General features: G+C 49.2%; 15 protein-coding genes. 9 read left to right on the top strand and 6 right to left on the bottom strand.

The annotated features are described in order from the left end of the window. Positions 1–172: 172 nt before the first annotated feature. Entirely contained in the window at positions 173–1,861 is a 1,689-nt protein-coding gene (locus tag M3P05_RS17115) for a hypothetical protein (protein ID WP_249701273.1), read from the bottom strand. 264 nt (positions 1,862–2,125) lie between these two features. Here M3P05_RS17115 and M3P05_RS17110 point away from each other — a divergent pair, with 264 nt between their 5' ends. From M3P05_RS17110 to rplT, 6 genes are all read left to right on the top strand, one after another. Then, entirely contained in the window at positions 2,126–2,743 is a 618-nt protein-coding gene (locus tag M3P05_RS17110) for a type 1 periplasmic-binding domain-containing protein (RefSeq protein ID WP_249701272.1), read from the top strand. Then, positions 2,629–3,063, top strand: coding sequence for a substrate-binding domain-containing protein (locus tag M3P05_RS17105; protein ID WP_249701303.1), 435 nt, complete (start codon positions 2,629–2,631; stop codon positions 3,061–3,063). Before M3P05_RS17110 ends, M3P05_RS17105 begins: the two co-directional genes overlap by 115 nt. Before the next feature lie 309 nt (positions 3,064–3,372). Then, entirely contained in the window at positions 3,373–5,307 is a 1,935-nt protein-coding gene (thrS, locus tag M3P05_RS17100; RefSeq protein WP_249701271.1) for a threonine--tRNA ligase, read from the top strand. 15 nt (positions 5,308–5,322) lie between these two features. Beyond that, positions 5,323–5,871, top strand: coding sequence for a translation initiation factor IF-3 (gene infC / locus M3P05_RS17095; protein ID WP_249701302.1), 549 nt, complete (start codon positions 5,323–5,325; stop codon positions 5,869–5,871). Between the two features lie 117 nt (positions 5,872–5,988). Then, positions 5,989–6,183: a 50S ribosomal protein L35 gene (gene rpmI / locus M3P05_RS17090; protein WP_249701270.1), complete on the top strand. Its 195-nt coding sequence runs from the start codon at positions 5,989–5,991 to the stop codon at positions 6,181–6,183. Positions 6,184–6,212: 29 nt separating this feature from the next. Next, a complete protein-coding gene (rplT, locus tag M3P05_RS17085) occupies positions 6,213–6,569 on the top strand; it encodes a 50S ribosomal protein L20 (RefSeq protein WP_249701269.1) in 357 nt (118 codons plus the stop codon). 95 nt (positions 6,570–6,664) lie between these two features. Here rplT and M3P05_RS17080 read toward each other — a convergent pair whose 3' ends face one another. From M3P05_RS17080 to smrA, 4 genes are all read right to left on the bottom strand, one after another. Continuing rightward, entirely contained in the window at positions 6,665–9,016 is a 2,352-nt protein-coding gene (locus M3P05_RS17080; protein WP_249701268.1) for a hypothetical protein, read from the bottom strand. A gap of 829 nt (positions 9,017–9,845) precedes the next feature. Next, a complete protein-coding gene (locus M3P05_RS17075) occupies positions 9,846–10,115 on the bottom strand; it encodes a hypothetical protein (protein WP_249701267.1) in 270 nt (89 codons plus the stop codon). Between the two features lie 11 nt (positions 10,116–10,126). Next, positions 10,127–11,269: a Na/Pi symporter gene (locus M3P05_RS17070; RefSeq protein ID WP_249701265.1), complete on the bottom strand. Its 1,143-nt coding sequence runs from the start codon at positions 11,267–11,269 to the stop codon at positions 10,127–10,129. A gap of 196 nt (positions 11,270–11,465) precedes the next feature. Next, a complete protein-coding gene (smrA, locus tag M3P05_RS17065) occupies positions 11,466–12,086 on the bottom strand; it encodes a DNA endonuclease SmrA (RefSeq protein ID WP_249701264.1) in 621 nt (206 codons plus the stop codon). Positions 12,087–12,278: 192 nt separating this feature from the next. Between smrA and M3P05_RS17060 the strand changes: the two genes are divergently transcribed. The 3 genes from M3P05_RS17060 to pheT all read left to right on the top strand — a co-directional run bounded on the left by M3P05_RS17060 (position 12,279) and on the right by pheT (position 16,512). Then, entirely contained in the window at positions 12,279–12,803 is a 525-nt protein-coding gene (locus M3P05_RS17060) for a phosphatase domain-containing protein (protein ID WP_249701263.1), read from the top strand. Between the two features lie 224 nt (positions 12,804–13,027). Further along, a complete protein-coding gene (gene pheS / locus M3P05_RS17055) occupies positions 13,028–14,041 on the top strand; it encodes a phenylalanine--tRNA ligase subunit alpha (protein ID WP_249701262.1) in 1,014 nt (337 codons plus the stop codon). Positions 14,042–14,118: 77 nt separating this feature from the next. Continuing rightward, positions 14,119–16,512, top strand: a complete 2,394-nt coding sequence (gene pheT, locus M3P05_RS17050; protein WP_249701261.1) for a phenylalanine--tRNA ligase subunit beta — start codon at positions 14,119–14,121, stop codon at positions 16,510–16,512. A 42-nt stretch (positions 16,513–16,554) separates the two neighbouring features. Here pheT and M3P05_RS17045 read toward each other — a convergent pair whose 3' ends face one another. Further along, the gene (locus M3P05_RS17045) at positions 16,555–17,589 is read right to left on the bottom strand and encodes a hypothetical protein (RefSeq protein WP_249701260.1); all 1,035 of its coding nucleotides are present in this window, start codon (positions 17,587–17,589) and stop codon (positions 16,555–16,557) included. Positions 17,590–17,774: the final 185 nt, after the last annotated feature.

Below are 17,774 nucleotides of genomic sequence, written 5' to 3'. Positions count from 1 at the left end.
TTACTTGTATCGGGCAAGATGAAAGCAGGCATTCTATCAGAGCTGTACCAGCTTGGGAGCACTGGTAAGTAAAAGCCCGGTTTTTTAGCCCGGACTTTTGCATTTTTAACTATTTCGAGACATTTTCCTTCTAAAAAGACGAAAAGGTCTCAGTATTTAGCTGCTCCATTCATCAGCCCTTAGCAAGAGGAGCCTTGCTGGTGACCTGGGCTCTCAGGCGCAGGGCTGGTTGGGCAGACGCAGGCTTGCTCGCGCCCATCTTGTCGAGCAGGGGCGCTACAAGATATGGCTTGATCAACTCATCCTTGGCCAGGGATAGCAGATCCAGAGTGTTCATGATGACGGTACCCGTGGCGGCGTTGCCCAGAACCGGCTTCAGGTAATCTTTCATCAGTGTGCCGGAGTCATCCTTAACTGGCAGATATTTTTGCAGTGTATGCATGACCAGGGCAATTGCCAGACCTGAGGATGCATTGACCAGTCTTGTCTGAGTCGAAGATGGATCTCCGCCAATGGCTTTGTTCAAAGTCATGCCGATGGCCATGCTTAGACTGAAACCACTGGCTTCAGCTGTTTCACCGAGAACCAGATCCTTATAGCTACCCAGCTTATCTCCCAGCAGGTAGGGTATTGCAGTACTGGCTAATAGTGCACCGGTAGCTGCAAATTCACCTAGAGTTCTGTCTCCAGCCGCTTCGGTTGCAAGATCAGCTGTCAGGTCGCGGAAGTTGTAAATGGCAGTGATCGCGACGGATACAGGGAGAAAGTTTTGTAGGTAAGAGTTCGAGTCGTCCACATCAGGACCTGCATAGCCTGAGTAGTTCAGGGCTGCCAGGGCCAGTGCTCCCTCCAGAATGGGAGCAACCTGAGCGATTTTTGTTACCACTCCGTCATCAAGCTCCGTGACATCATTCAATAATGCCTCATGGAATTTGCGAATAGAACGGCTCATGGTGTTGGTTGTACTGCTCATGTTGTACATGGAGACATGGTCCAGAACGGTTCTTCCCTTTCCAAGGGCTCTATGGTCAATACCGTCATACTTGGGGTAGTCCTGCAGGTAGCGCAGGCCTCCACCAGAAAAACCCATGGCCAGGGTGCTGGAGAGATCTGGAAGAATATCAGTCCAGCTGGTTCTGCCGGTTTCATTCGGGCCTACCTGGTGCGCAACCATATCCTTGACCGCATCGCCATGCAGGAATGATGAAACCAGAACTGCCTGGTTGGCATAGTTACGCGCCAGCCCCTGAGCGAAGTTGTCACCTTCCACCCAGTCGATATGTGGCGAGGTTACATTGATATCCGGAATTACATTGTTACTGGCATCAAGGTATTGGTCATCTGCATTCTGTCGGTAATAACCGTGTTTTTCACCAGCTTTCTTGTAGTTCAGGTTGAGGTACTTGTCTTCACTGAGATTTCTCCAGCGGCTTATTCCATCAACGACAGAGAGCGTCAGTATTGTCGAAAGGCCGGTTACGGCGTTGGCAATGGCGTCCTCGAGTTTGGCTTCCGATGGAAGTGGTTTGAGGTGGATATGACTACCCGCCTGATTGGTTCCGAAGCTAACGAGATAATGAATTTTACCATCGTCGTCTATACTGACTGGCTGAGCGCTATGGTTTCTGTCATTAAGGATGACATCCAGAAGTGCTTCACGGAGATTTTCCGGCGAGCCGGTAAGCAGTTCCCGGCTGACGCGAAGGTGTATGTCACCACTGCTATCTGCTCGGACACTGGCACCGGCAGGGGTGACTTCAACGGGTCCTGTACTGTCGGCAGAGGCGGGCAGTACCGTACTGCCCAGCAACATGATGGACAGTGGTGCCAGCCAGTGCCTTGATTTCTGTAACATACTCATGAGCTGCCCTGTTTACCTCTCTCTGGTCAGACTGCATCGTTGTGTTTAAAGCCGTTCAGCATCAGATGATCCGGTTTCAGGGAGCTGATGCTGGTCAGTAAGCATAGAAAAATTCACGGCACTTGCAGGTTTGCTTAATAAACTTATGTGAATTTGTTACGTGAACGTGGTGCTAACGTTCTAAAAAAACCACAGAAATCATAGGGTTCTACGTGTTTTTGGGGGCTACACTAGCGGCGTTTTGCGTGCCAGGGAGTCGTTGGTGTGACCGTGTTTTCTCCAGATCGCAGCTGTTTTCGTTGTTTTTTATGCCTGACAGGCCTGCTGGTCTGGTATGGACTGACGAGTCCCGCACGTTCTGAAACAAAGGTTCTCGAAACAATTGATGTTCCGGTTACCCCTATCAAGATACCGGTTATTGGCATGGTTCTATGTGGACTGGAGCAGCCCGCTTACCAGAAGCTTGAAGAATATGCCCGGCAATATTGTCGCAGTAGTGGGCAGTGCAGAATTCTGTCAGGGGGAGCACTGGGAAATACTGATGATTCCTCTCAGCGTATCTGGCTCAAACAGCTGGTGGCTGAAAAGGTTGATGGTCTGATTATTGCCCCTTCAGGTGGAAGCGGACTGATTGGCCAGTTAGTGCAGGCAAAAAGGAAAGGGATTCCTATTGTGAATATTGGCAGCCGTTTTGATCAGGAACGTTTGGGGCGGCAACGTCTGATTATGCCTGGGTTGGCCCGGATAATGGTTCAGCTTCACGCGCTCTGGCTCAGCTTCTTGTCCAACGTCTGCCCGCAGGCGCCAAGGTTGCAATTATTGCCGGACCGCCCGGGCACCAGGCTTCTTATGAACGTTTGCGGGTTGCACGCGGGTGGCTGAAAAGCAATAAGCTCAAAGTCATAGCTGTGGAAGCGGCCCATTGGAATAGAGAGCGGGCTGAGTCTGTGGCCATGAAGCTACTGGAAAAATACCTCGATCTGGATGCCATCATGACCATGAATGATGATATGGCTCTGGGTGCTTTACGGGCCGCTGACCTGGTTAAGCCAGGCAAGGTTTTAATTACCGGCTTTGACGGGGAGGAGTGTGTTCTTGCTGCCATCCGCTCCGGGAAAATTCTTGCGACGGTTGACTGGTATCCGGATCGGCAGGGTATATATGCCATAAAAAAATGCTGGCAGGAACTTCCGGTAATCTGAGAACACCATGGCGCCTCCTTACCAAGGAAAATCTGGTGTCAGGCAATTCAGCGGAAAGTGGCAGTGAAGAGGAATGAGGAGTATGATAAATCAAAGAGTTACGGCCTCTGGTATGGGTCGTCAACTTTATACGCTCTGTTCGCTTCCACGTTTTTTCCGATTCCTTATCGAATAATTCCTGGCAGGCTCTCAGGTCTGTGAATACGAGCGTCAGCATGCAGCTCCTGGTAAGGGCTGCCACTGCAAACTGAACATGCAGTCCCTGGTCTGGATTGCCACTGAGATAACATCAAGAAGGTGAATTGTTTTATGCCCGTTATTACCCTTCCCGACGGTAGCAAACGCGAGTTTGGTCAGCCTGTCTCTGTAATGGAAGTTGCGCAGGATATTGGCCCCGGTCTGGCCAAGGCAACACTTGCCGGACGCGTCAATGGTGGTATGGTTGATGCCTCCCATGTCATTGAAAATGATGCTGAGCTGAGTATTATTACCAGTCGTGATGAAGATGGTCTGGAAGTGATCCGTCACTCCACTGCCCACCTGCTGGCCATGGCAACCCAGGAAATTTTCCCTGGTGCCCAGGTGACAATCGGGCCCGTTATTGAAGACGGTTTCTACTACGACTTCGCTTACGAGCGTGCTTTCAATCTGGAGGATCTGGCCAGGATTGAAAAGCGTATGGAGGAGCTGGCGAAAGAAGATATCGCTATCCAGCGTGTCGTAAAATCTCGCGAAGATGCCATTAAAGAATTTGACGGCATGGGTGAAAGCTACAAGGTTGAGATTATCAAAGACCTGCCGGAAGGCGAGGAAATTTCCCTGTACCAGCAAGGTAGCTGGAAAGACCTGTGTCGTGGTCCCCACGTGCCATCGACTGGCAAGCTGAAAGCATTCAAGCTGATGCGTGTTGCCGGTGCATACTGGCGTGGTGACTCCAGCAATGAAATGCTGACCCGTGTTTACGGGACAGCCTGGGCTGATAAAAAAGCACTGAAAGCTTACCTGCACCGTCTGGAAGAAGCGGAAAAGCGTGACCACCGCAAGATCGGCAAAAAGCTTGATCTGTTCCACCTGCAGGAAGAAGCCCCTGGTATGGTGTTCTGGCATCCAAACGGCTGGAATATTTACCAGTCCCTGGAACAGTACATGCGCCAGAAGCAGATGGAGCGCGGTTACCAGGAAATCAAGACACCGTCACTGGTTGATATTTCCCTGTGGGAGAAGTCCGGTCACGCTTCCAAGTTCGGTAACGACATGTTCACTCTCAAGAGTGATGAGCGTGTGGTTGCGGTGAAGCCGATGAACTGCCCATGCCACGTACAGGTATTCAACCAGGGTCTGCGGAGTTACCGTGATCTGCCTCTGCGTCTGGCAGAATTTGGTTCCTGCCACCGTAACGAAGCCTCAGGTGCGCTGCACGGTATTATGCGTGTCCGTGGTTTTGTGCAGGATGATGCCCATATCTTCGCGACTGAAGATCAGATTCAGTCTGAAGTCTCTGAGTTTATCGACTTCCTGCATGAAGTTTACTCTGATTTCGGTTTTGAAAAAGAAAACCTGATCTACAAGCTGTCCACCCGTCCTGAGCAGCGTGTAGGCTCTGACGAAATCTGGGATAAAGCCGAGAAAGCTCTGGCTGAAGCTCTGGATGCTGCAGGTCTGCCCTGGGAAGAACTGCCAGGTGAAGGCGCGTTCTACGGCCCGAAGGTGGAATTCTCCCTGAAGGACTGCATTGGCCGTGTATGGCAGTGCGGTACCATCCAGGTTGACTTCTCCATGCCTGGCCGTCTGGGGGCAGAATACGTAGATGAACATGGCGAGCGCAAAACTCCGGTTATGCTGCACCGTGCTATCCTCGGTTCCTTCGAACGTTTCATCGGTATTCTGATTGAACACTTCGAAGGTCGCTTCCCTGCATGGCTGGCTCCGACCCAGGCAGCCATCATGAATATCACTGACAGTCAGGCATCTTACGTACAAAATGTAGAAGCACGCTTGAAAAACAGTGGTTTCCGAGTGAAAGCGGACTTGAGAAACGAGAAGATCGGCTTTAAAATCCGCCAGCACACTCTTGAAAGAGTGCCTTACCTGCTCGTTGTGGGCGATAAGGAAGTTGAATCTGGTTCTGTTGCAGTGCGCACGCGTTCCGGTGAAGACCTGGGCAGCATGACTGTTGAGGCCTTCGAAGAAATGCTGGCAGCAGAATTGAAAGAGCGCAGCCGTAACAATAAATCTGTTGGCTAAACAGGAGAATTAGCAATCAAACGTTCGAATCCGCGGGACCGTCGGCAGCAAGCACCTCGTGCCCCGATCAATCAGAATATTCGTGCAAAAGAAGTACGACTGATAGGTGCCGATGGTGAAATGGTCGGTATTGTTCCGCTGAGGGATGCCCTTGCACATGCAGAAGAAGCGGCCCTTGACCTTGTAGAAATCAATGCGACGGCCGTGCCGCCGGTCTGCAAGGTCATGGACTATGGTAAGCATCTGTATGAGGACAAGAAACAGAAGGCGGCTGCCAAGAAGAAGCAGGTTCAGACTCAGGTCAAGGAAGTTAAATTCCGACCTGGGACTGAAGACGGAGATTATCAGGTAAAACTACGCAACCTGATACGTTTCCTTGAAGAAGGCAATAAAGCCAAGGTATCCCTGCGATACCGCGGTCGGGAGATGGCCCACCAGGAACTGGGAATGCAGCTGCTCAATCGGGTTGAAAAAGACCTGGAAGAACTGGGTACTGTTGAACAGCGTCCAAAGATGGAAGGTCGTCAGCTGATCATGGTAATTGCGCCTAAAAAGCGGAAGTAATGTTTTGCTGCGGAAGCCGGTTCAGGCTTCCGCTTCACTCGTCTACTTTCATATTTATGCTGCCTAACCTGAGTCGGCAATGAACTCAGGCCGGGCCTTTGAATGCGGAGTCAAATCATGCCAAAGATGAAGACCAATTCTGGTGCTGCAAAGCGCTTCAAGAAAACCGCTAGCGGTTTCAAGCGTAAGAGCGCTTTCAAGAGCCACATCCTGACCAAGATGACTACCAAGCGTAAGCGTCAGCTGCGCGGCACTTCTCTGGTAAGTGCAGCGGACAAGCCGCTGGTAGAACGCATGCTGCGCGTACGTTAATTCAGACTGGTTAATTAAAGGAAAGTAAAATGGCTCGAGTTAAGCGCGGTGTTGTTGCCCGTCGTCGTCACAAAAAAGTTCTGAAGCTGGCCAAAGGCTACTACGGTGCGCGTTCCCGCGTATTCCGTGTTGCCAAGCAGGCTGTCACTAAAGCGGGTCAGTACGCTTACCGTGACCGTCGTCAGCGCAAGCGTCAGTTCCGTGCCCTGTGGATCGCCCGTATCAATGCTGGTGCCCGCATAAACGGCATGACCTACTCTCGTCTGATCGCTGGTCTGAAGAAGGCTAACGTTGAGATCGACCGTAAGGTTATGGCTGATCTGGCTGTTCACGAAAAAGCGGCTTTCGCTGCTATCGTTGCACAGGCCAAGGCTGCTCTGGCTTAATTTAGCCGGACAACCAGTCTGATCAGAAAAGGAGCTCTCAAGAGCTCCTTTTTTATGTTTGAAAACCTAACAGGCAAACTCATCAGAGTCATATTTTATTCGGTATTCAGGGAGTCGGGATCTGTAGCTTCTCTTTCAAATAAAACCGGTTGCTTGGTATCGTTCAAATACATGTGATATTGCAACTTGCCTGTTGAATAGTCAATTTGATGGCCGACAAGCCAGATCAACGGCTCCTGATCAAAGGGCGGTTTCGCGACTCCATTCTCATCAATGATGTTGATGATAAACTTATCAATCTCATGAATATCAGAAAGTTTCATGTAGTGCGTTGTAAGGGCAGTAATCATGTTGACATTGATTACGGGAAAGAACCCGGGTTGCTTCTCATTAGCCCGAATTTTTGAAGGTTGTCTGTCAAAATATCTGAAAGCGAGGAACGGTTTGCCACTAAATAAAAACGCATCATATTGTATGTTGTGCTTAATAATCGCGTCCGCATGTGCGGTTGCCAATGGAACTTTGTAAGTGGTATATCGCTTTGATTGGCCAGTTCTCCCTGCTGTCAGGCTTGCATTGTGCTTGATGTAATAGATGTTTTGCGGTCTTACCTTCAACATATAGGTAGGCGTATTGGAAGTGGTATGATTGGCTCTTGTAAAGTTAAAGTCGAAAGCAATTTGGCAATTCCCCTGATTTAAATATGGGTTTAACCCTTCAGAGGTTGGCGTCGCATAAACCGTAAGTCGAAGTGTTTTGAGCATAGAACTTGAATAGTGTATGGATTTAGGCTGGTTAAATTCAAGATGTTCTGTTGCATACTCAGTAGCGAGAAAGAGGAAGAAGGGATTGCTATGAACGGTGATGGGGATGCCTTCACTAATGTATCGATTTAATTTCCCCTCTTTTCGTTTGTTGTCAGGGTCAGCAAGGTATGTAGCACGAGTTAGGATCATCCCATTGTCCTTTCTCAAGGTTATGAGGTGTTTGGAAGAGCAGAGGTATTTTTTTAGGTCAATCTGCCAATCAGTCTCCCGTGGACTTACCCAGTCTGGAATAGCCTTTAAAATCAGTTTGCCCACTTGCCTGACCATTCCGTAGCATGCCAGAAGAAGGTTTGCTGGAAATGTTAAAGGCTTTTTTAGGTTGTTGGTCTTTGATTCTACCGACGGTGCTTGAGGAGGGGGAGCACTTTGCTGACCTTTGCTGGTAGTTGAAACAGCCACTTCTGGCTTGACAGAATCGGGGGCAGTGATTGTTTTTTCATATATGACTTCTTCTGAACGATTATAATATAAGAAATTGCTATCATACAGTTCTAAAAAGTCCCTCCTTCCATAAAGAGAGGAGCCTTTGCGGATAATCCAAACCAGCGGTTCTCTGTCATCATTCAGGAGCGATAACCCGCTCATATCAACAATTTTGAAAATAGTGTAAAACTGGTCAGTCTCGTCCTCTGAAAGCTTCATGTAATGCAATGTGAAGGCAGTAATTAAGCTGGTATTGATTACGGGAAAAAAACCAGGGAACGTTTCATCTTCCCGGAATACCGAGCGAACGCCATCAAGCTCCCCTGCAATGTCGAGTTTTGTGTCTGCTTTTTGGAGTCTTTCATCCAGCTCTTGATTGCAGTAAGCAATGGTACTCCTGTGGTCCGGGGTTAGTGGAATATTATAAATAGCATAATTGTTTGGTGACCTTTTTAAATAAGCTTTCCGGTCTGACCGTTCTCTGTTTTTTTCTGTAAAGAGGATACTTTCAGGTGTCACTATCAGCCTGATGGTAGGTTTTTTGGTATCTGATTGATTGGCTCTAGTAAAGATAAATTTTAAAGTAAGTTGGCGATTCCGTTCGTTTAAAAATGTTTTCAAACCATCAGAAACCGGTGTCGCATAAACGGTAAGCCGCAGTGTATGGAGTATGGGTGAAACGCTTCTCTGGTTATTATATTCCAGGAGTTCAGTGACATATTCAACACAAAGAAAAAGATTGTAATCTGGGGTGGTGTTATGGACACTGATGGGAAAAGCTTCACTTATATATCGATTACATTTCCCCCCTCTTGTTTTGTTCTCTGGATCAGCAAAGTACGTTGCACTTGTCAGGAGTGTCCTATTCTGCCTCCTCAGGGTGATTAAGTGTTTTGAGGAGGAATGGTATTTCCCAAGGTCAAGTTGCCAATCACCATCTTGTTTTATTCTCGGCTGAGATACGGCCTTTAAAGTGTTAAGGCCTATTTTCCTGATGTCCCTGGAGTCATCAAAAAGTAGTTTCTTTGAAGATGATGGGGCTACCTGCTCATGGTCGTTTGTGGTGGAGACTGATTCGGAGGGGCGGGTGGGCGCTCTTCCTTTCCCTTTTGGGCTTGAAAAGGTCACACCTGATTTGAGAGTGATGCAGAGAAATACTGCCAGAGTCAGTAATCTAAGAAATACTGGTGTTTTCATGTTTTGGAGCCTAGAGCTTAAAATTCTCCACTCTCTGAGGAGGTATATGATAGTACGTTCCAACATTCCAAATATGCTTGTGACGTGTTTGTGCTTTAGCCTTGCCGAGCCGTTCATTCAACCCTGGTGTGCCATCTCAGCGTTCTAAACCAAACTGGGTGCTCTTCGACGCATAGCTGCAGGAGTTTTGAGGACAGTTTGGAGAGTGAGTATGAAAAAGAATGCGGAAGCAAGATACCAGTCCCGGGCTTGGAGCTGGCGTCAGGCGGCTAGCCCGCTTGACGCCGGTCCAGGCATCCCTGGCAAGACCGATTCCACCGCCGATAACCGCACCCACTGCAATACTTCAACCAGACCAATAACCAGACCAATCATGCCTCCCGTGATTGCGCCACCTGCGGCACCGGCTGTGGTGTATCTGGCTGTAGTCGTAAGGAATGTTTTTATCTGGTCCATTGAAGTTATCTTGAATTCATCCCTGATGTCTCGGGGAGAAATTGAATTCAACTCCCTGTCTTGCAGGGGAATTATGAAATTCTTGCTTAGCCGGGCAGGGGGTACATTTTTTTCCGACGGTTGCTGTTTGCTAGGCTCTTTTTTCTGGTAGCTTTTGATTGCTTTTATTCGGCATTTGCAGCCTGCGATAAGATTATGAACAGGCTCTTAGGTGTTTTGATCTTGTTGCCTTATCAGTTTTGTAAGGGGCGGGTGAGGCTGTCATTAGCCTTTGGGGTAGTGTTAAACCAAGGTCAAAGGAGGATTTGAGTGGGAATCGATACAAAAAAGGCAGAGGTCTTACCTTCTGCCTTTTTGCTCTGTAAGAGGAGAGTTACTTACTCTTGCTGCCTTTCAGCCACTCCATCAGATTGTGAAGTGAATCCTTAAAATCCGAGAGGGCTGACGTACTGAGGGTCTTGAGGTCTTCGAGGTGAGGCTGGGCCTTCTCCATGTACTCCTCAAGGTGTTCCACCTGTTCGTGCTGCATCTCTTCACGCTCTTCCTCAAGCTCCTGCTCGAGCTGAGTCAGCAGAGCCTTGGTTTCCTTGATTTGAGCCTTCAGGGCTTTTCTGTGTGCTTTGTATTCCTGCATAGACGTCATGATCTACTCCATTAAGCGGTCAGTGTAATCAAAACAGTTGGTAGAACAAAGAACAGACCGATGACATAGGCAAACACTACCCACTTGTGTCGGCTGGCCAGCTGGGCAAATCGACGTGCCGTTCGCAGCGGAATATTGCGCAGGAATGGAATGCCGTAAATCAAAATTGTAGCCGAGATGTTAAAGGTAAGGTGTACCAGGGCAATCTGCAGGGCATGGTCAGCCATGCTGCCTTCAACCGCTGTTGCAGCAAGCAGTGCTGTGATACAGGTGCCAATGTTGGCGCCCAGTGTGAAGGGGTAGATTTCCTTCAGTTTAAACAGACCGTTACCTGCCAGGGGAACGATCAGACTGGTACTGGTAGAAGAAGACTGGACGGCAATGGTCATCAGTGTGCCGGAAGTAATACCGGTCATTGGGCCATGACCGATTGCGCGATGCAGAATTTGCTTGGCGCGGCCAACCATCAGTACCTTAAGCAGTTTGCCCAGCATAATGATGGAGATAAAGATAAGGGCCAGACCTGTTAGCGCCAGTGCAACGCCACCCCAGATATCGGGCAGGGTGGTGTAGAGATCCTTAAAAACGCCAACAACAGGCTTGGTCAGCGGCTTGATAAAGTTCAAACCCTTGATGCTCAGGGAGGTATCGCTGACAAAGAACCCGGTAAGGTTCGCGGAAATGTTGCTTAGGAATCCGGTAAACACTTCCAGTGGCAGGAATATTGTCACTGCCAACAGGTTGAAGAAGTCATGAACGGTCGCTGCTGAGAATGCACGACGAAACTCTTTCTTCTTACCGATATGGCCCATGCTGACGAGGGTGTTGGTCACAGTCGTACCGATATTGGCACCCATAATCATGGGAATCGCAGTGGGAACCGGAAGTCCACCGGCAACCAGGCCTACGATAACGGAGGTAACGGTACTGGATGACTGAACCAGTGCAGTAGCAAAGGCACCAATAACAAGACCCATAACCGGGTTTGTTGCAAATGCAAATAGCTGTCGCGCACCTTCAGCGCCACCTGACGCCCATTTGAAGCCGCTGCCGATCATGCCGACAGCAACGAGTAGCAGGTAAACCATAAAGATTACCGCTATCCATCGGAATTTATTACCGGCAGTGTTTTGTTGCAGGCCTGTGTTGGTCATAGCAATTTACGGTTGGTAGAAAATTAAGGGCGCTGTATCCCATGAATTTTACCAGTGTGCAAGGAATTTGATGCGGCAGGTCAAAGAAAATCTTTTTCCAGTTGTGCTTTCTTTTGGTTTTGTAAGGGAAAGTGGTAGGTGTTGTAAGCGTATATTTCTGGGGTGAAGTGCGCCCAAATAGCAAGGGCGCTTAGTATTAGTGATTCCTTCGTGCGTGTTGTTCTCGGTTTTCATTGCGGGCGTCAGCATTTTTACGAATCATGGTGTATACAGCTGCGGTTCCCCCGTGTTGTTTCTGGGCTGTGTGGAATGCTAGTACATGGTCGTGTTCCAGCAGCCACTGGTTGGTATAACTTTTGATTGTGGCTTTTTCAGCCCCCTGTTCTCCACGTCCATGGCGAATCAGAACAGTGCGAATGCCATTTTCCAGACAGCTCTTTAAAAAGCTGTGCAGCTCCTGGCGGGCTTCTTTAACAGTAAAGAGATGCAGGTCGAGACTGGCTTCCATATTGTATTTACCCAGACACAGCTTTTTCCAAACGCCCTCCTGAACACCGGATTCCTTCCAGAACAGAAAATCGTGGGGTTGCAGACGTTTGCGCAGTTCCATGGAAAGAGGGTTGGGGTCAATCAGTTCTTCAGCGGCCGCCCGGCGGCGCTCCTCCTGGCCGGGGGTATCTTTTCGTTCGGCTTTAATGGTCGCCCGTTTTGCTGGTGCCAGTGGCTGGACCCCGGACATTTCATCAAAAAAGAGGTCAATATCTTCCGTGTGCATGGCTATCAGATGCTGAGATTTGTAGTTTGGCAAGAATACCATAATGACTTGCTAACACGAGTCCACTGCATGAGCAGATTGATGGTGACTCTGTCTCTTTTGTTAGTGGCTTCACAATGAACAGGTGTTTTCATGGGCTGATTTTTTTCTGCTGTTGGTCAGGGTTTTCGTACTGAGGGTTACAGGCAGATACTTCTGAAGAACTGCCTTACAGGGTTTACTGGGTAAAGACTGATGTTAAAGGCTGTCTTGGGCTTGGGGATCTGTCCGGGACGATTCGATGCCAGCTCTAAGCGTCTTTACTACTTCAATCGTGATCTGTGCAAGGATGTTGCTGATATTGCCAGAATGGGGGTTGATATTATTGTCAGTGTTGTGCCTCAGGATGAGCTGAAGGAAAAGCTTTATGTCAGCCACTACCGGGAGGTTGTTGAGGCCAGCGGGCTTGAGTTACGTGAATACCCAATTGAAGGTGAATATCGAAGCTTCCCCCGGGACGAAGACCGGCAAAAATTCAGTGACTTTGTCACGGATCTTTCCCATCAGGTGAAGCAGGGAAAGAATGTTCTGGTTCATTGCCGCAATGGTCTGGGACGTTCAGCTATTGTCCTGAGTTGTACTCTGGTCGCACTGGGTGCTGAGTCTGAAACCGCAGTAAAACGATTAACTGAGATCTGCGGGCAGGATTGCCCGAAGAAAGAGTGTCAGCGAAAATATGTGCATGAATTCGCTGATCGAATCAAAAGTCAGCTGCAGTAAGTCTGAAAAAGCCCAAAAGGGCAGCAGGTACATAGTCTTGCTGCCCGATCTTATGTACACTTGACCGCTTTATTGTTTAAAAACTGCTAATTCTGTTTTCCGGCGCTGAAACCCGGGTTCTGGAAATGAGAGTCCACTCATTTGAGAATTTCATTTTTTGAGTTTTTGAAGGAGTGTGGTGGTTACGGGTAACTGGGCAGTTAACGAGTAAGTTAAGTAATTCCATGGAAAACCTCCAAGCATTGACCGACGCAGCACTGGCTGCTGTCGCGGCTGCCGGTGATGCCGCCAGCCTGGATCAGGTACGTATTCAGTACCTGGGTAAAAAAGGTGAAATCAGCCTGCTGATGCAGGGCCTGCGTCACCTGTCTCCGGAAGAAAAGCCAAAAGCCGGAGCAAAGATCAACGAAGCCAAGCAGACCGTTCAGGCCGCTATGAACGAGCGTCGCTCGTTTATCGAGCAGGCCGCCCTGGATGCCCAGCTGGCGGCAGAATCTATCGATGTTACTCTGCCTGGTCGCGGTGAAGATGTCGGCAGTATTCATCCTGTGACCCGTACCATGGAGCGGATCAGTGAATACTTCCGCGCTATCGGTTTTACCGTGGAGTCCGGTCCTGAGATCGAAGACGACTTCCATAACTTTGAAGCACTGAATATTCCGGATCACCATCCGGCCCGTGCCATGCACGATACCTTCTATATGAAGGATGGCTCCGTGATGCGTACCCACACCTCCCCGGTACAGATCCGTACCATGGAGCGTTATGTGGCTGAAAACCGTGAGCCGCCGATTGCTATCGTTTGCCCCGGCAAGGTGTACCGCTGCGATTCCGACCAGACCCACAGCCCCATGTTCCACCAGGTGGAAGGTCTGTATGTGGCTGAGAAGGTGAGCTTTGCTGATCTGAAGAGCCTGCTGTCTGACTTTATGAAGGTCTTCCTGGAGCGTGATCTGGAAATCCGTTTCCGTCCCTCCTACTTCCCGTTCACTGAGCCTTCCGCTGAGATGGATATCGAGTGGGGCCGTAAAGAAGACGGTTCCATCAAGTGGCTGGAAGTACTGGGCTGCGGCATGGTGCATCCTGATGTCCTGCGCAAGTCTGGTCTGGATCCTGAGAAGTACACCGGTTTTGCTTTCGGTCTGGGTGTCGAGCGTTTTGCCATGCTGCGCTATGGTGTCCACGATCTGCGCCAGTTCTTCGAGAACGATCTGCGCTTCCTGGAACAGTTCAAGTAAGCCAAACCACCTTCTGAACTGACGAGATAGATTGACCCGGTCTCCTGTCTTAAGAGGAGATTAAGGATGAGAAAAGCATGAAATTCAGCGAACAGTGGCTGCGCAGCTGGGTAAACCCGGAAGCGAGCACCGAAGAGCTGGTCAGCAAGATCACCATGGCTGGCCTGGAAGTGGACGAATATGAAGCCGTAGCACCTGAGTTTACCGGTGTTGTGGTTGGTGAAATTGTTGCCTGTGAGCAACACCCCAATGCAGACAAGCTGCGTGTCACCAAGGTGACCAATGGATCTGAAGAGTTCCAGGTGGTTTGTGGTGCTCCTAACGCACGCGTTGGTATCAAGATTCCTTTTGCCATGGTTGGCGCGGTTCTGCCCGGCAATTTCAAGATCAAGAAAGCCAAGCTGCGCGGCGTAGAATCCTTCGGCATGTTGTGTGGCGATGATGAGATCGGTCTGGCCAGTGAGCGTGCTGACGGCATTATGGAGCTGCCTCTGGATGCGCCTGTTGGCGCGGATATCCGTGAATACCTGCAGCTGGACGACACCATTATTGATGTCGACCTGACTCCGAACCGTGGTGACTGCCTCGGTATTGCCGGTCTGGCTCGTGAGGTTTCCGCTAACTTCCTGACCGAAGTAAAAGCTCCTGAATTCCAGGATGTTGTGGCTGAAATCGATGATGAGTTCCCTGTAGAGCTGGATGCTCCGGAAGCCTGCCCACGTTTTGTTGGTCGCGTCATCCGTGATGTCAACGTTCAGGCCGCGACTCCAATGTGGATGGTTGAGCGTCTGCGCCGTTCCGGTGTTCGCTCCATCGATCCCGTTGTTGACGTCACCAACTACGTGATGCTGGAACTGGGTCAGCCAATGCACGGCTATGATCTGGACCGTTTGTCCGGCGCTATCCATGTGCGTATGGCCGAGCAGGGTGAAAAACTGCTGATGCTGGACGGCACCGAGCAGGAACTGAATAGCAAGACTCTGGTGATTGCAGACGAAGAGAAGGCCCTGGGTATCGCCGGCGTTATGGGTGGTGAATACTCCGGCGTTAACGCTGACGCCAAGAATATCTTCCTGGAAGCGGCTTTCTTCGACAAGATTGCCATTGCCGGTAAGGCCCGTGTTTACGGTCTGCATACCGATGCTTCCCACCGTTTTGAGCGTGGTGTGGACTACCAGCTGCAGAGTAAGGCTATCGAGCGTGCTACCCAGCTGATTATTGAAATCTGCGGTGGTAAGCCTGGCCCTGTTTCTGAAGTGGCCTGTGAAGAAACTCTGCCCAAAGCAACGACTGTTAAGCTGCGTCAGCAGAAGGTTACTGATCTGCTGGGTCTGGAAATTCCCTGCGAGCGTATTGAAGCGCTGCTGTCCTGCCTGGGTCTGGAACTGACCGCTACGGACGGCTCTGATGGAGAGGCTGAATGGGATGTTGCTGTGCCAAGCTGGCGTTTCGACATCAGCATTCAGGAAGATCTGGTAGAAGAAGTTGGCCGTATCTTCGGTTACAACAATCTGCCCAACACCATTCCTGTTGCAGAGCTGCGCCTGAAGCCGATTCCTGAGGCTAATGTGGATCTGATGGAGCTGCGTCGTGTGCTGGTGGCCCGTGGCTACCGTGAGGCGATTAACTTCAGTTTTATCGATCCCAAGCTGCACAAACTGTTTGATCCTGAGTGTGAGCCTGAGCATCTGGCCAACCCGATCTCACAGGATATGTCTGTGATGCGTACCAGCCTGATGCCGGGTCTGGTTTCTACTATTCGCCATAACCTGAACCGTCAACAGAGTCGTGTGCGTCTGTTTGAATCCGGCCAAATCTTCCTGCGCAAGGGTGACAAGCTGACCCAGGATCTGTGGTTCGGTGGTGCTGTCTGTGGAACCCGTCATCCAGAAAGCTGGCATGGCAATAACGCTGACGTTGACTTCTTCGATCTGAAAGATGATCTGGAAGCCCTGTTCAAGCGCGTTGGTAATGCTGATCAATACAGTTTCCGTGCCGCCAAGCGTCCATGCCTGCATCCCGGCCAGTGTGCCGAGATCGTGCGTGATGGCAATGTTGTCGGTGTGATCGGTGCCCTGCATCCGAAAGTGGCCAAGGAAGTGGATATTGATTCCAGTGTCTTCCTGTTTGAGATCTCCGCTGATGTCCTGACAGCCGGTGAAGTAACCAGCTTCCAGGCTCTGTCCAAGTTCCCGGAAGTTCGCCGTGATATGGCTCTGGTACTGGATCAGGCAACCGCAGCTGCTGATGTTGAAGCGATCATTCGCAGCAAGGCCGGTGAGTGGCTGCGTGATATCCGCCTGTTCGATGTTTACAGCGGTAAAGGCGTGGAAGAGGGTAAGAAGAGTCTGGCTCTGGGTGTAACCTGGCGTCATGCCGAGCGCACTCTGCAGGATGAAGAAGTGAATGAGCTGTTTGCTTCAATTATTGATGCGTTGTCTGCTGAGCTTGGTGCAACTCTGCGGCAATAAATAGCCATCCGGGCTCTTGATTGTGATTCAAGCCCCTTGACATTATTTTAGATTCAAGGGGCTTGTAAACAAATTATTCAGAGAGTCTTCAGAAGCAAAAAGCTTGTGATAATTTTCGCAGAATTTCTCTTCATTTGGTTCTAACAGAGTTTCAACGGACGGAGCTACACCATCTTTCCATCTTGGTAAATCAACCCCATTCAATCGACACAATGTATTTGTCAGCATTTCTGCTATTCCTCCAGAGCCTCTGCAGACTGGGGTAAGATGAACGTACCACCAGTGTATTCTTGGAATAACGGTTAAATCTCCGGCTACGGCTTTATCAATTAATTCTTGTATATGTTTTAATACAACAGGTATTTGATCAGCACCAGTGTGCAGCCATATCGCTGATTCCTTGTTATCTCCAATATAATCCACTTCTAATTCCGAAAACCATTTTTCACTTTCATAAAGTCTGTGTTTTTCTGTTCTGGAACAATAAACATATTGCGTTAACGGAATTGGGTCACCATTTATAAAGCCTTGCACCAGACCGTATCTCAAGGGGCCTTGCTTTTCACGTTTATAAAAAGAATTATCTGCCCAATATTTTCCATTATTACTTTGTGATTCTATAAAGTGTTTTCCGTCGTAGGGTATTGTTATTGCGCGTTCCAGAGCGTAGCCATATGTCAGCTCGCTGGGAATTATTTGTGTATAGCTATGTATTTCAAGCGGAGAGGAGCATGGTATAGTGTCCCTTCGTAAACCAAATTCATAAGTGTCTGCGTTTTTTCTTTTATGGGCTATTGTGTATCTTACTTTTTCAAAATGCTCAATCATATCAGACGGCTTCATTTGTCCGATTTTTAGATTGTCGACAGTATTTAATACTGCACTCTCAAATTCAACATCCCAATCGTCTGGGTTACCGTAATTAAGCCATTCCGACGCATGTCTTTGGGCTATGTGTTTCCCTCTTGTGCTATTAACTCCTGGATTGGGTATTTTTTTCTCTGTTTCATTTATAAATCGAGACTCATCCTTGGGAGTAGGTTGTGTTCTAACTCTGATTATTTTAAGTTCGATCATGTGCTTTGGCTCCTGGCTCCTGGCTCCTGGCTCCTGGCTCCTGGCTCTTGGAACTGTAGATTTCTATTAAGTTCAGGTTGGTTGCAAACAATAGTGCAAGACTGTCTAACAGCAGTGATTGACATCAAAAGTTACTGGCTGTTTTTGGAATGATCCGGGTTTACAATAGAAACATAGGAAATGTT

This window comes from Parendozoicomonas callyspongiae (assembly GCF_023502345.1).
Taxonomy (GTDB): Bacteria; Pseudomonadota; Gammaproteobacteria; order Pseudomonadales; family Endozoicomonadaceae; genus Sansalvadorimonas; species Sansalvadorimonas callyspongiae.
Note: the sequence above shows the minus strand (reverse complement) of the source record. Positions and strands in the feature narration are given on the sequence as shown.